The 13264-nt window shown below is 37.3% G+C and carries 15 protein-coding genes and 1 pseudogene; 7 read left to right on the plus strand and 9 right to left on the minus strand.

The window, feature by feature from the left end; translation table 11 throughout:
- Positions 1–235: 235 nt before the first annotated feature.
- On the minus strand, positions 236–691 hold the full coding sequence (gene rpiB / locus MAQA_RS07630) for a ribose 5-phosphate isomerase B (protein WP_036072776.1): 456 nt from the start codon (positions 689–691) through the stop codon (positions 236–238).
- 627 nt (positions 692–1318) lie between these two features.
- Between rpiB and MAQA_RS13745 the strand changes: the two genes are divergently transcribed.
- Complete coding sequence (locus MAQA_RS13745; protein WP_149023340.1) at positions 1319–1618, plus strand: DEAD/DEAH box helicase family protein; 300 nt, start codon at positions 1319–1321, stop codon at positions 1616–1618.
- 79 nt (positions 1619–1697) lie between these two features.
- Positions 1698–2387 carry a DNA/RNA helicase domain-containing protein gene (locus MAQA_RS13750; protein WP_052008536.1) on the plus strand — a complete coding sequence of 230 codons (690 nt, stop codon included), beginning with the start codon at positions 1698–1700 and terminating at the stop codon, positions 2385–2387.
- A gap of 46 nt (positions 2388–2433) precedes the next feature.
- On the opposite strand, the pseudogene MAQA_RS07640 reads toward MAQA_RS13750, so the two are convergent.
- Together MAQA_RS07640 and MAQA_RS07645 are read right to left on the minus strand one after the other, a co-directional pair.
- Positions 2434–2899: pseudogene (locus MAQA_RS07640) on the minus strand (universal stress protein).
- An 86-nt stretch (positions 2900–2985) separates the two neighbouring features.
- The gene (locus MAQA_RS07645; protein WP_036072779.1) at positions 2986–3543 is read right to left on the minus strand and encodes a class I SAM-dependent methyltransferase; all 558 of its coding nucleotides are present in this window, start codon (positions 3541–3543) and stop codon (positions 2986–2988) included.
- A gap of 282 nt (positions 3544–3825) precedes the next feature.
- Between MAQA_RS07645 and MAQA_RS07650 the strand changes: the two genes are divergently transcribed.
- Positions 3826–5220, plus strand: a complete 1395-nt coding sequence (locus MAQA_RS07650) for a deoxyguanosinetriphosphate triphosphohydrolase (protein ID WP_036072782.1) — start codon at positions 3826–3828, stop codon at positions 5218–5220.
- A gap of 20 nt (positions 5221–5240) precedes the next feature.
- Entirely contained in the window at positions 5241–5648 is a 408-nt protein-coding gene (locus tag MAQA_RS07655; protein WP_036072785.1) for a DUF2871 domain-containing protein, read from the plus strand.
- Between the two features lie 120 nt (positions 5649–5768).
- On the opposite strand, the gene MAQA_RS13755 is transcribed toward MAQA_RS07655, so the two are convergent.
- The 6 genes from MAQA_RS13755 to MAQA_RS15615 all read right to left on the minus strand — a co-directional run bounded on the left by MAQA_RS13755 (position 5769) and on the right by MAQA_RS15615 (position 9605).
- The gene (locus MAQA_RS13755) at positions 5769–6182 is read right to left on the minus strand and encodes a hypothetical protein (RefSeq protein ID WP_149023341.1); all 414 of its coding nucleotides are present in this window, start codon (positions 6180–6182) and stop codon (positions 5769–5771) included.
- Positions 6183–6341: 159 nt separating this feature from the next.
- A complete protein-coding gene (locus MAQA_RS07665) occupies positions 6342–6923 on the minus strand; it encodes an ATP-binding cassette domain-containing protein (protein WP_206537544.1) in 582 nt (193 codons plus the stop codon).
- A gap of 259 nt (positions 6924–7182) precedes the next feature.
- On the minus strand, positions 7183–7494 hold the full coding sequence (locus tag MAQA_RS14565) for a hypothetical protein (protein WP_159099968.1): 312 nt from the start codon (positions 7492–7494) through the stop codon (positions 7183–7185).
- 165 nt (positions 7495–7659) lie between these two features.
- Complete coding sequence (locus MAQA_RS16140; protein WP_277619956.1) at positions 7660–7788, minus strand: hypothetical protein; 129 nt, start codon at positions 7786–7788, stop codon at positions 7660–7662.
- Positions 7789–8564: 776 nt separating this feature from the next.
- Complete coding sequence (locus MAQA_RS14465) at positions 8565–9134, minus strand: hypothetical protein (RefSeq protein ID WP_149023342.1); 570 nt, start codon at positions 9132–9134, stop codon at positions 8565–8567.
- Positions 9135–9449: 315 nt separating this feature from the next.
- The gene (locus tag MAQA_RS15615) at positions 9450–9605 is read right to left on the minus strand and encodes a hypothetical protein (RefSeq protein ID WP_241463158.1); all 156 of its coding nucleotides are present in this window, start codon (positions 9603–9605) and stop codon (positions 9450–9452) included.
- 522 nt (positions 9606–10127) lie between these two features.
- Between MAQA_RS15615 and rpsL the strand changes: the two genes are divergently transcribed.
- From rpsL to fusA, 3 genes are all read left to right on the plus strand, one after another.
- Positions 10128–10535 (plus strand): 30S ribosomal protein S12, encoded by a 408-nt coding sequence (rpsL, locus tag MAQA_RS07690; protein WP_036072793.1) that lies wholly within the window; start codon positions 10128–10130, stop codon positions 10533–10535.
- Between the two features lie 48 nt (positions 10536–10583).
- On the plus strand, positions 10584–11054 hold the full coding sequence (gene rpsG / locus MAQA_RS07695; protein WP_036072795.1) for a 30S ribosomal protein S7: 471 nt from the start codon (positions 10584–10586) through the stop codon (positions 11052–11054).
- Positions 11055–11134: 80 nt separating this feature from the next.
- Entirely contained in the window at positions 11135–13222 is a 2088-nt protein-coding gene (gene fusA / locus MAQA_RS07700) for an elongation factor G (RefSeq protein ID WP_036072812.1), read from the plus strand.
- Positions 13223–13264: the final 42 nt, after the last annotated feature.

Genomic DNA, 13264 nt, shown 5'->3' on the forward strand with positions numbered 1-13264 from the left:
AGCCCGAAAGATGGAAGAGAAAGGAATTTTGGAAGGTAGTTGTGGGAATTGTGGATAACTTGTGAGTGAACGATTGGCTTTTTAGCGGGCTAATAGGTATTTTTATACAAAAACATGCAGGGAAGAACGGCTTTTTAAAGGCATTCTTCCGTTTTTAATATGTATGAAAAAGAAATATCCACAAGTTATTCACAGAAATTTATCCTGTGAATAACTTGTGGATATCTTAAATAACTTAAAGATGCTCCCGTTCAAACGCCGTAATTTGATCAATTCGATTTGCGTGTCTGCCACCTTCATACTCAGCATTTAGCCAAACTTTTACAATATCAGAAGCAAGGCCAGAACCAACAACACGGGCGCCAAGAGCAATCACGTTTGAATCATTATGTTCACGGGTCGCATGTGCTGTAAATGTATCCCCAACTAAAGCGCACCGAATACCAGGTACCTTGTTAGCGGCGATGCTCATACCGACACCTGTTCCGCAGATCAGGATACCACGATTCACTTCGCCACTAGTCACTTTTTTAGAAACCGTGAAAGCGAGTTCAGGGTAATCCACAGATTCCGGTGTTTCCGGTCCAAATTCTTGATAAGTAATTCCAAGTGTTTCTAGCAGTTGAACAAGTGATTTGCGAAGCTCAATACCACCATGATCCGAAGCAATAGCAACCGTTAAAGCAGACATAACACAAAAGCCTCCTCGCGTAATCTTATTTCCACTTCTATTATAACCTTTTCCACAAGAAATGGGGAGAGGGCTTATATTATTTCTTAGGTTAAGATACATGTTTTTTATTTAATTTTTGAACAAAAAAGAGTAATTTTATGGTAAGATGAATTTGATATACAATATTGAAAAATTTTACAGAAAGAAGGATGAGATATGGATTTAGTTACGCTCTCGAAATGCAAAAAAAATTGCTGAAGATGTATATGCTGAGTTGTTGGAAAGAAATAATATAAAAATGAACGAGCATGAATTAAATTCCTTATTTGAGATGATAGAGAAGTTAACAATTTCTCCCTATGAAGATTTTATGGAATATTATTTTAATTATTTTTTTTCTTGGGTACAAGATACCTCAGATTGGTGAAGAGTTTGATTTGTTAAGGCTAGGTAAAAATTATCATTTAAATATAGAGTTAAAAAGTGAGGCTTCTGAGGAAAAAATATTAAAAACAACTTAAACGTAAAGAAAAATATTTAAGTGTGTTGGAGGTTAAAACATATCATATATGTTTTATAGCTTGGGATAAAAAGTTTTACATACTGAATAATGATGCACTTAAAAATATATCTAGCAGTGAAGTTATGGAATTCATAAGTAAACAAGAAGTTACTTTTCATAGAAGAATAGATATCGATAAGTTGTTTCAACCGAGTGATTTTTTAATTTCGCCTTTTAATGCAACAGATAAATTTATGGATGGCAGATATTTCTTGACACCACGGCAATATGAAATTCACAATCGAATTTTAAAAGGAGAAAAGAATGCATTAATTGAAGGAAAGGCAGGGACGGGCAAGACACTGTTAATATATGATATTGCAAAAAGTTTAAATAATAGTAAAAAAAAGTGTTCTCATTATTCATGGGGGAAATCTAAATGAAGGTCAAAGGTCTCTCCGAGATAACTATGGTTGGAATATAGAACCAATAAAAGATTACAAAGTTTGTTTGGAAGATAATATGAAAGAGTTAAATACAGTTATAATTGATGAGGCACAGAGGATTCGAGGAGATCAGCTAAAGGACATTATAGAGTTTTCAAAAGAAAACTCTATACAATTAATATTTTCTATGGACGAGAACCAGTGTTTGAGTGATCGAGAGATTAATGGAAAGAATAAGGAGAAAATTATACAGATTGTAGACGAAGAAAATAGATTTAGACTTAAAGATAAAATCCGAACAAATCCAGAAATAGCAGATTTTATTAAGAATCTATTTACACGCAATCCTTCCACTGGATTAATAGAAAACCCAGATCAAAATATACAAGTTAAATTCTTTGGATCTTACGAAGAAGGAGAGGCTTTTATAAATAAACTTGAAACTAAAGGTTGGGAGTCTATCACTTATGCGACAAGTACGCATAGTCCAGATGCACTAGAATTGTTAACAATGGGAATACAAAGAACCTCGCACAAGGTTATAGGACAAGAATTTGATAAAGTTGTGGTTGTGCTTGATAGCAATTTTAAATATATATACGATGACAAGAACATCGCTAGATTAACAGTAAATGAAAATACTTATTATCACGCGGAAAATATGCTGCTACAAAATCTGACGCGGACCAGAAGGAAGTTATTTCTCGTTATCATAGAAAATAAAGAACTATTTGTAGAAATTACTAAATTACTTAAAATATTTTAGAAGAAAAGCATCAGAGCCTTTAGCGAAATAAAAGGCTCCGATGCTTTTATAAAGTTTTCTTTTTTTGATTCCAAGCTTCACTGCGAACCACGATCACATCGCAAGGAGCGTTTTGGGCGACGTATTCAGTAACGCTGCCAAGTAACATTCGTTCCGTCGAGCTCAGCCCAGTTGCGCCAACGAGTACAAGGTCAGCTTGAAAATCAACTAGGATTTTTTTTTACAAAAGTGCTTTTCGGAGTACCAAATTGGATGAAAGTTTCAACATCTTGGACGCCGGCTTTCTTCGCTTCGTTTTCATAAATGCCTACAAGTTCTTCCCCGTAGCTCCTCGCCTTGTGAATAAAGGTTTGTTCGTAATCGATCAACGGGACAATACGGCGAATATCTGCAACAAAAGCAATTCCAAGTACGGCTCCGTCGCTAGCAGCCATTTTTGCTGCACGGCGGAAAGCAGCTTCAGCCTCGTTGGAACCATCAACGCCAACTAAAATGCGGCTATAAGTCGTCATTTTTCTCACCCTTTCAGATGTGCCTTTTTATTTCCTATACCCGCTTTTGGTGGTTATAGACGCGATGGATTTGTAAAATTTTAAGGTTATAGAATAAGAGGTTTATAAGCATCCAAAATGATAGATACCATTCCAAGTTTTTCGCTACTATTCCGCGTGTCATAACGAAAAGAACGGCCAATTAATCCATCATCTGGATTCCAGTAATGAAAATGAAAATGCCCATCCGAATCGCAATATTCTAGTAAATTTGTGACAAATCCTGCCGTTTCGAAAACAGTTGTTAGTTGCTTAGCATCGTAAACGATTTTATGACTAGCGGCAGGGTGATCCACGGGTCCAGGCCCACCAATTTGCACAAGCTCTTGGTAAGCTTGATTTCGAAAATGACGATCGGGAACAGCCACACGAATGTAACCGCCGGGTTTTAAAAAGTGAAAACAGTTTTTGGCAGCGAGAATCCCTTCTTCAAAATCCAGATGTTCAAAGACATGCTCGGCCAGAAGGGCATCAATACTACTTGCAGAAAACTGCCGGTTCCAGCTTGTGCGATCCAGTAAATCAAGTTCGTTTTCTTGAGTGGGAATCCAGCCCGGGTAGCGGGTTTCACCAGCGCCGATAATAACTTTTAAAGAATTAGCCACAAAATCACCTCATGTTTTTAACTTTATTATATAAAAAAACGGTGAGTGATTAAAATTTTTATGGGGAAAATAAAGTTTAAGCTGTTAAGAATTTGTCTTGTGTAAAGCGCAAAATCCTGTGTTTTCTGTTATAGTTAAGGAGAGAAAGTTTCATAAGAAGTGCATGCTATCGTTGGAATAGACGCCGATTTTTAGTTTCCATCTTGAAAAATCGATTCGATAGCTATTGCAATATGAATAGAAAATCATTTTAAAGAAACCTTGAAAAGTGAGGAATGTGAAATGGATTGGAATACACTTTTAAATGATAAGCGCCGACGTGAATCTGCTGTCACCCGCAGTAAAAGCACGGATATCCGAAGCGCTTTTGAAAATGACTATCAGCGAATCGTAATGAGTGCTTCATTCAGACGCTTGCAAGATAAAACACAAATTTTTCCACTTGAAAAAAGTGATTTTGTGCGCACGCGTTTAACGCATTCTATTGAAGTTGCGACGATTGCTAAATCAATGGGTAACATGGTTTCACATAAAATTGTAGAAGACGGTCTTGATCCGAGTTTTAAACCCGAACACGCTGAAAAAATTGCGGATATCCTAGCTTGTACAGGGTTGCTACATGACATGGGAAACCCGCCGTTCGGTCACTTTGGTGAAGAATCCATCCGCGAATGGTTCAAGGAAAATTTGGAACGCCTCGAATATGGCGGAAAAAAATTAACAGACATTTTAACAAAACAAATGAAAGAAGACTTTTACCATTTTGAAGGGAATGCGCAAGTTTTACGTGTTGTTTCCAAGCTCCACTACTTATTTGACGAGTATGGACTGAATTTGACACACGCCACACTAAACGGTGTGATCAAATATCCGGTTTCTTCGCTTGAAATCAATAAAAAACGAACTCGCAGTAAAAAACTGGGATACTTTTATGCAGACGAAGCCATTTTTAAAGAGGTGACAGCCGCAACAGGCGCCTTTAACAAACGCCACCCGCTCACGTTCTTGCTAGAAGTAGCCGACGATATCGCCTACTTGAACGCTGATTTAGAAGATGGTGTGAAAAAAGGGACGGTGACGATTCAGCAAATTTTACGTGGTTTCGAGGAATTCGACGAGCATAACTGGGTCACATCGGCCTGCTTCAATGAACTTAAGAAAAAAGCAGATCGCTATGAAGGTCAGGAAGAGGCTTTTATTGCCCAACAATGGTTAGCATCAAACGTGCGTGGGCAACTCATCAACCGCTCGCTCGAAGTCTTTTATGAAAACTACGAGCTAATCATGAAAGGTGAGTTTGATGATTCGTTACTAGACGCATCCGAAGCTTCACAGCTCGTTCAGATTCTGCAATATTTATCACGCACTTATATCTATACGAATCAAGGTGTGGTCGAATCAGAAATTGCCGGAAGTGAAATCATCTCAGCATTACTTGACAGCTATATTCCAGCCGTTTTATATTTTGATAGTGAAGAAGGAAAACAAACGGCCAAAGATAAACGACTCATGTCGCTTATTTCGGATAATTATCTGGGGTGTTATCGTAAAAATGCAGCGGAACAAGATGAAACCATAAAACTCTATCTACGTTTGCTACTTGTGACAGACTTTATTTGCGGAATGACGGATAATTACGCCAAAGATTTATACCAAAAACTAAGAGGACTACGCTAAACACAAAGGAGCTACTATTCATGAAAAAACTGCTAACAACATCACTTTTTTATTGTATCTTGGGGCTTATCTCAGGAATCTACTACCGGGAAATCACGAAATATGCAGATTTTACGGGAAAAACACAACTCTCCGTTTTGCACACACACTTGCTAATGCTTGGAATGTTCATGTTTTTGGTCGTGCTGCTACTTGAGAAAAATTTCGGTATCATGTCGAGCAAAAAGTTCAATGCCTTCTATTACATTTACAATGCGGGCTTGCTTCTAACAGTTGGCTTACTAACTTTCCATGGAACAATGACCGTACTTGGGCAAGAAACAGGAGCTGCGGTTTCCGGAATAGCCGGCCTAGGACACATTTTGCTTGCAGTGGGCCTTGTCATTTTGTTTTTAATCATGTACGAGAAGTTGAAAGAGGAGAAATAACTGGTTAAAAGTATTCTAATTTGGCGAAAAAGGAGCTTTCTATGCATGACTTCATACATAGAAAGCTCCTTTTTCAGGGATGCAGATAGATAATTTGATTTTTATTCCGTGAATGCTAGCTTAGGGGATAAGAATGGAGTATTTTGTAAAGATTCTACCTGGTTTTGGAACAAGAAAACTGAAGCGCATAGGCTTGTCTTGATGACTAACTTCTTGTTTAGCCACATTAAAGTGAAATGCAAGCTTTGTTTCTTTAGAAAGGCGTAGATCTTTACTAACAAACTGTTTTCCGTCTTCTGTATATACGTCTGCTGCTATTCCGGGCTCGAAATAAGGAATATTTAGCCAGATATTTTCAACGAAATTTTTATTGTTTTTCTTAAAACCATAATCATTTAACCCCAGAAGCTTAATAGATAAAAGAACATTAACATTAATTTGATCGCCTGATTGTTTTTTGCTCGTATTTAGTACTTTAAACTGAACAGATTTGTCCTGAACTTCTTGCTGGATAGGAATGATTTTTTCTGTCACTAAATGCCGGCTTTTGTAAGCCTGATTAACTGCATGGTAGCGATAAACAGCTAAGCTTAAAATGATCAAAATAAGAAGAATGGAAGTAAAAAGAAGTCTTTTTTTTATTTTTCACTCACAGTTCCTTCTTTCACAATAAAATGTTTCGTAGCTAAGGATTCAATAAATGGCAAATCGTGGGAAGCTATAATAAAAGTAATATTCAATTCTTGATTTAATTTTTTTTATATAGTGAATTAAATTTTGAATGCTTGTCTGGTCAAGAGCATTAGTAGGCTCATCTAGAATAATAAGTTCGCTATTTCCAATTAATGCCTGTGCGATGCCGAGTTTCTGTTTCATTCCGAGGGAGAACTTCTTAACTTTTTGTTTTCCTTGGAAAGGGAGATTAAATTCTTTTAAAAGCGAAATAATGTCTTCCTCTGTCACATCTTCTTGCAGTTCCGCTAATAGCTCCAAATTGGTAAAAGCAGTAAATTCTTCAATGAGACTCGGATTTTCGATGAGAATCCCAGCCTTTACGGGGTATTTTTCACCAACACGAACCATTTGACTGTCTACTTTAATTTCCCCAGATGTTTTAATTAATCCAAGTATTGCACGAATTATCAAGGTTTTACCGGAACCATTAATTCCTTCTAATGCCACAATATCTCCTTTATTAATAGAAACAGAGATGTCTTGTAATAAAGGCGTTCCTTTTAGTGTTTTTGAGACGTGATTTAGTGTGATATAGCTCAACTGACTGCCTCCTTATAGACTCTTTTTTTTTTATAAACGATCAAATAGCCAGCGCTCAAAATAATTAGCGTAATGTAAATATAGAAACAATCAAAATTGGAATAATAAGAAAACCGAGCCAGCATAGCTAAATTTAATAAATTCCATTTGACGCTTGTATAAATAGAAACAATTAAAATGATTATTGGGATAACAATGCCAGCAATAGGGCTAAATAGCGCGCATATTTGCTGGATAAATAAGAGAACTAAAACGCTTCCTAAGAGAATCGCGAAAAAACAAAAAAAGGGTGATGGGTTTCAGAAATTTGTAACCAAGTATGCGTTCCAGTTATCAGTTTTTGACAAAAACTAGCAATGGCAAAAGCGATACTTGTATAGGCAAAAGCGATTAAATAAAGAAAAAATGTATTTATTATTCCAAACTGAAATTGACTAAACCCTTTTCCTCTTAGTTGAACGGAATATTTTTCCCAGAGTGCTTGTAAGCTGTTACCGATTATGAATAAAGGAATTGTAAAAAAAACAAAACCAAAGGACAGGGATTTGGACTCGATTTGAAGCAACATCATGAAATGAAGTTCCATAAAAAAACAAACTGAACATAGATGTTTGTGGGTTGTCCTTTAACTGGATGGCTAGAATAATCTCTGTAAGAATGATAACCATCATTAAGTATAAGAAGCGTTTTTGAACAAGTTGCCTAAAATAATAGAATTGCACTTTTATTAATGCCTTCATAAAATATCCTTTTTCATTAATATGACGTATGCGCAAAGTAAAATGCTAACCATAAAGCCAGCTGTAATGAATAAAGTAGCAATCTCCTGTAGCAAGTATTTCTTGCCGATATATTCATAAATCACCGAGGGAAGTTGCTTAAGCGATAAAGCAAAACAAGTAATATTAAAAAATAAAAAGCTATGATAAAAGTAAATAGCTTGGAGCGAAATAAGAAATACAATAGAATACACAAGCCTGCCAAGACTAGTTGGCTTAGAAAAAGTGTAAGACTTTTTAAAATGAAGCTAGTGATAAAACTAGTAAGAACAGAGAAGCGGTTTGAAAAAACAAAGCCTAATATAGTTGAAAACAGCCAACTAAGCCAGATAAATAAATTTATTAGAAAGGTTTGCAAACAAGCTTGCTTCAACCAAATTTTTCTGCTTTGTGTAAAAGGAATATCGTGGATTTGAAAATGTAATACAGATAGATTGGCGATTATACACACATTAAAATAAACGATGAACAACAAAAAAACGATTGAATATTGATTCAAATGCTGAACTAAAATTGTCTGCGTCTAGATAGATGGGGATAAATGAAAAAGAATATAGGATAACCAAAATGGCTAAACTGATATAGAGTGGAACAAAGAGTTTAGACTTTTTCATTTGCTGTTTCCAAAGCTTACCAAAAGACACGTTTCTTCACCCCTCGAAAAATGAAATAGGCACTGTAGCAAAGGAGAGCGAAAAGAATGACTAAAATAGGGAGCCACTTGATATTTGTAGTTAGGGCTGTCTCTCTTGTAAATTCAAAGGGAGCAAGACTTCCAGTTTTGAGTGTTGGCAAAAATGAAGAAATAATCAATAATATGATCTGCAAGACAAGTCCTGACATAAGTGCTATGAAGGTGTTTTTAATCCACAAAGAACTCGCAGTGACAAATAAAGAAAATAGTCCGCCCCAAAAAAGCTGACCACAAGATAGAAAGCGCTGCGTGGAGAAATGGATGTGAATAATAAAGTGTTACAAACAGGGTGTTTTGATGAATAATCAAGAGATTTGAATTAAGCAAATTATCTGGAACGATATTTGGAAATAGGAAGAAATACAAGCCAAAATTAACAGCTAATGGAATAAGAACTACTATAAATCCTAACCCAAAAGAGATGCTGAGGTAGCTTCCTAATACTTGTCGAACATCGGATTTAATGAGGCTTTGATAGATAAAACCAGAATCAATATCTTTTCGTAAAAGTGATCCTGCTGGAAGAGCTGCTATTAATGGAAGTAGGATGAAAAAGATGGCGGATATCGTATTGAAAGGATCAATTGACATCCATCTGGTATAAGGTGAATCTAAGAAATGGTTTTCTGTTGCTAAGGAAATAGAAGGGTAAATTTGAAAAAGAGGAATAAGCAAAATGAGTAACAATAAAGCAAGAAAATAACGTCTGTTAATTCGTCTAAAGATGAATTTGAACATGGTTTCACTTCTTTCGTTTATTATGCAAGCAAATCATCATATGTCATGGCCTCTAGCGACGCTTATCTGACAGAATCAGGACTCCATACTCCTCGGGCATGAGCGTTAGCAAATCGGCGCGAATCAATTCTTACAGAGACCCCAGAACCATACCTTTCGACAGCTAAATTATAAAGGAAGGTCGCTTGTCCTCCTGGGTAGCTTCGGTAGGTTCGTCCTCCTGAAACATCTCGACCGTCATATAAAGCTGCCCAAATGTTGATGTAGGTTGATCCAGAAGTTGTTTTGTTATAGTAAGCAGTGCGGTTGTCTTTTTTAACGAGCAGGGGTATGATCATTCGGACTCCATATTCTATATTCATTTCCCCACGAAGTATCACCATGATTACTGGCTAAAGCATCTGTAGCAAATCCGAAACCGATAAGTGATAAGGAAAGTGCTGAAAACGGTATTATTTTCTTAAAATTCATATAAATCCTCCTGTTTGTAGTTTATTCATGATTGTATTGATGTTAAGAGGAACTTCTTATAATAATTTGCTCACCTCAACATACTAGCTTACATCATAAAAAATTGCAAATTTTCCGAAAATGTATAAAAATAGATGTTAATTTTTAGGGAAGTAGATATAAGTACGAGTTTAAAAATTTATTAGTAAAAAAATTTTGAATAGGGATAAAAAAGGAGAGACTTAGTATCTAAACTTTATTTAAATTTGTCTATAAATTGAATGATTAAAGTAAATTTAATTAAGAAACTATTGAAAGTTAAAGGTGAATTTTACAACTACCAAAAAATTTATTTATAGGAGGAGAGATCATGACTGCCTCTTGACACACACAACGCAAAGTGCTATCATAACCAAGGTGCCTCTTCTATAGAGGTCTTGAAAATGGAAATTGTTGTAGGGTTGTCTACAGCACTTTTATTTTTCCGAAAAAATGAACCACCTGGATGTGTGGAACTACTAAAGGAAAGGAGGAACCCATCCAATGCCTACTATTAACCAATTAGTTCGCAAACCGCGTCAATCTAAATCGAAAAAATCTGACTCTCCAGCACTTAACAAGGGACTAAACACTTTCAAGCGTGAACTTACTGATGTAAATTCTCCGCAAAAACGTGGTGTTTGTACTCGTGTTGGTACAATGACTCCGAAAAAACCGAACTCCGCGCTTCGTAAATATGCTCGTGTGCGCCTTAGTAACGGAATCGAAGTTACAGCTTATATCCCAGGTATCGGACACAACTTGCAAGAGCACAGTGTTGTTCTTATTCGTGGTGGACGTGTAAAAGACTTGCCAGGGGTACGTTACCATATCGTACGTGGTGCTCTTGATACAGCTGGTGTTGAAAATAGAGCTCAAAGCCGTTCTAAATACGGTACAAAAAAAACCTAAAAAATAAGCGATTTATTTTAAATTCAATTTATGAAAGGAGGATATCCAATGCCTCGTAAAGGTCCTGTTGCTAAACGTGACGTTTTGCCAGATCCGATTTACAATTCTAAACTTGTAACTCGTTTAATCAATAAAATGATGATTGACGGTAAACGTGGAAAATCCCAAGCGATTCTATACGCTGCTTTCGATATCATTAAAGAAGAAACTGGAAACGATCCAATGGAAGTTTTCGATCAAGCGATCAAAAACATCATGCCGGTTCTTGAAGTAAAAGCTCGTCGTGTCGGCGGTGCGAACTATCAAGTTCCAGTTGAAGTACGTGCTGATCGTCGTACTACTCTTGGTCTTCGTTGGTTAGTAAATTATGCGCGTCTTCGTGGAGAAAGAACAATGGAACTTCGCCTTGCTCGCGAAATCATGGATGCAGCGAACAATACTGGTGCATCTGTTAAGAAACGTGAAGATACACATAAAATGGCGGAAGCAAACCGTGCATTCGCTCACTATCGCTGGTAATAAAGAATTGGCTGCCGCTTTCTTTTTTGAAATTAGGCGAGCCGCTTAAAAAAAATGTTTGATGGAAGGAGAAAGACAACATGGCAAGAGAGTTCTCCTTAGAAAAGACACGTAATATTGGGATTATGGCGCATATTGATGCTGGTAAAACCACTACTACGGAACGTATTCTTTTCTATACAGGGCGTATTCACAAAATTGGTGAAACGCATGAAGGTGCCTCCCAAATGGACTGGATGGAGCAGGAACAAGAACGTGGTATCACGATCACTTCTGCTGCAACAACAGCTCAGTGGAAAGGGTACCGCGTAAATATCATTGATACACCAGGACACGTAGACTTCACTGTTGAAGTTGAACGTTCGCTTCGTGTACTCGATGGTGCAGTTGCTGTTCTAGATGCACAATCTGGTGTTGAACCGCAAACTGAAACTGTTTGGCGTCAAGCTACTACTTACGGGGTTCCTCGTGTAGTATTCGTCAACAAAATGGACAAAATTGGCGCAGATTTCTTATATTCTGTAGGAACTTTGCATGACCGTTTACAAGCTAATGCTCATCCAATTCAACTTCCAATCGGTGCTGAAGATACTTTCACTGGTATCATCGACTTGATTGAAATGCATGCATTGTATTATGAAGATGATCTTGGAAACGATCCACATGTTAGAGAAATTCCTGAAGATATGAAAGATCTTGCTGAAGAATATCATGGTAAACTTATCGAAGCTGTTGCTGAGCTCGATGAAGAGCTTATGATGAAATATCTAGAAGGTGAAGAAATCACAAAAGATGAACTTAAAGCGGCGATCCGTAAAGGAACACTTGCTGTTGAGTTTTATCCAGTCGTTTGTGGTACTGCGTTTAAAAACAAAGGTGTTCAACCGATGCTTGATGCAGTTATCGATTACCTTCCAGCACCAACTGATGTTCCAGCTATTAAAGGTACTTTGCCTGATGGTGAAGAATCTGAACGCCACGCAAGTGATGAAGAACCCTTCTCATCTCTTGCATTTAAAGTTATGACTGACCCTTATGTTGGCCGTCTAACTTTCTTCCGCGTTTACTCTGGTACTTTGAACTCTGGTTCTTACGTACAAAACTCAACAAAAGGTAAACGTGAACGTGTAGGTCGTATCCTGCAAATGCACGCTAACCACCGTGAAGAAATTGATATTGTTTACGCTGGTGATATTGCTGCAGCTGTAGGTCTTAAAGACACGACTACTGGGGACACACTATGTGATGAAAAGAACCAAATTATCTTGGAATCCATGGAATTCCCAGAACCAGTTATCTCGGTTGCAATCGAGCCTAAATCGAAAGCAGACCAAGATAAAATGGGTCAAGCTCTTGCGAAACTTGCAGAAGAAGATCCAACATTCCGTACTGAAACAAATACGGAAACGGGTCAAACGATCATCTCTGGTATGGGTGAACTTCACCTTGACATCTTAGTTGACCGTATGAAACGTGAATTCCGTGTTGAAGCAAACGTTGGTGCTCCTCAAGTATCCTATCGTGAAACATTCCGTTCTGCTGCTGATGTCGAAGGTAAATTCGTTCGTCAATCAGGTGGTCGTGGACAATATGGTCACGTTGTGATTCACTTTGAGCCTAACGAAGAAGGAAAAGGCTTCGAATTTGAAAATGCGATTGTTGGTGGGGTTGTTCCACGTGAATATATTCCAGCTGTTCAAGCAGGTCTTGAGGGTGCACTTGAAAATGGTGTCCTTGCAGGCTATCCACTAATTGACATTAAAGCAAAACTATTTGATGGTTCTTACCATGACGTTGACTCTAACGAAATGGCCTTCAAAGTAGCTGCTAGTATGGCACTTCGTAATGCTGCTAAGAAATGTAACCCAGTTCTTCTTGAACCAATTATGGGTGTGGAAGTTGTTATCCCAGAAGAATATCTTGGGGATATCATGGGGAACATTACTAGCCGTCGTGGTCGTGTAGATGGTATGGAAGCTCGCGGTAACGCACAAGTTGTTCGTGCTTTTGTTCCACTTGCTGAAATGTTTGGTTACGCAACTGACCTTCGTTCTTCAACTCAAGGTCGCGGAACTTACACAATGCAATTTGACCACTACGAAGAAACACCAAAATCAATTACTGAAGAAATCATCAAGAAAAATGGCGGAAATAAAGGCGAAGAATAATCGTTGCATTTCTGACTCACATCAAGTATAACTTTAATTAAG

The organism is Listeria aquatica FSL S10-1188 (assembly GCF_000525795.1).
Classification (GTDB): domain Bacteria; phylum Bacillota; class Bacilli; order Lactobacillales; family Listeriaceae; genus Listeria; species Listeria aquatica.

What these genes read in the sequence shown, in the direction of transcription:
- rpiB (WP_036072776.1), bottom strand. Translation starts at nt 691, where the DNA reads ATGTCTGCTTTAACGGTTGCTATTGCTTCGGATCATGGTGGTATTGAG.
- MAQA_RS13745 (WP_149023340.1), top strand. Translation starts at nt 1,319, where the DNA reads ATGGAATTCATAAGTAAACAAGAAGTTACTTTTCATAGAAGAATAGAT.
- MAQA_RS13750 (WP_052008536.1), top strand. Translation starts at nt 1,698, where the DNA reads ATGAAAGAGTTAAATACAGTTATAATTGATGAGGCACAGAGGATTCGA.
- MAQA_RS07650 (WP_036072782.1), top strand. Translation starts at nt 3,826, where the DNA reads ATGGATTGGAATACACTTTTAAATGATAAGCGCCGACGTGAATCTGCT.
- MAQA_RS07655 (WP_036072785.1), top strand. Translation starts at nt 5,241, where the DNA reads ATGAAAAAACTGCTAACAACATCACTTTTTTATTGTATCTTGGGGCTT.
- MAQA_RS14565 (WP_159099968.1), bottom strand. Translation starts at nt 7,494, where the DNA reads ATGATGTTGCTTCAAATCGAGTCCAAATCCCTGTCCTTTGGTTTTGTT.
- MAQA_RS14465 (WP_149023342.1), bottom strand. Translation starts at nt 9,134, where the DNA reads ATGTTCAAATTCATCTTTAGACGAATTAACAGACGTTATTTTCTTGCT.
- MAQA_RS15615 (WP_241463158.1), bottom strand. Translation starts at nt 9,605, where the DNA reads ATGAATTTTAAGAAAATAATACCGTTTTCAGCACTTTCCTTATCACTT.
- rpsL (WP_036072793.1), top strand. Translation starts at nt 10,128, where the DNA reads ATGCCTACTATTAACCAATTAGTTCGCAAACCGCGTCAATCTAAATCG.
- rpsG (WP_036072795.1), top strand. Translation starts at nt 10,584, where the DNA reads ATGCCTCGTAAAGGTCCTGTTGCTAAACGTGACGTTTTGCCAGATCCG.
- fusA (WP_036072812.1), top strand. Translation starts at nt 11,135, where the DNA reads ATGGCAAGAGAGTTCTCCTTAGAAAAGACACGTAATATTGGGATTATG.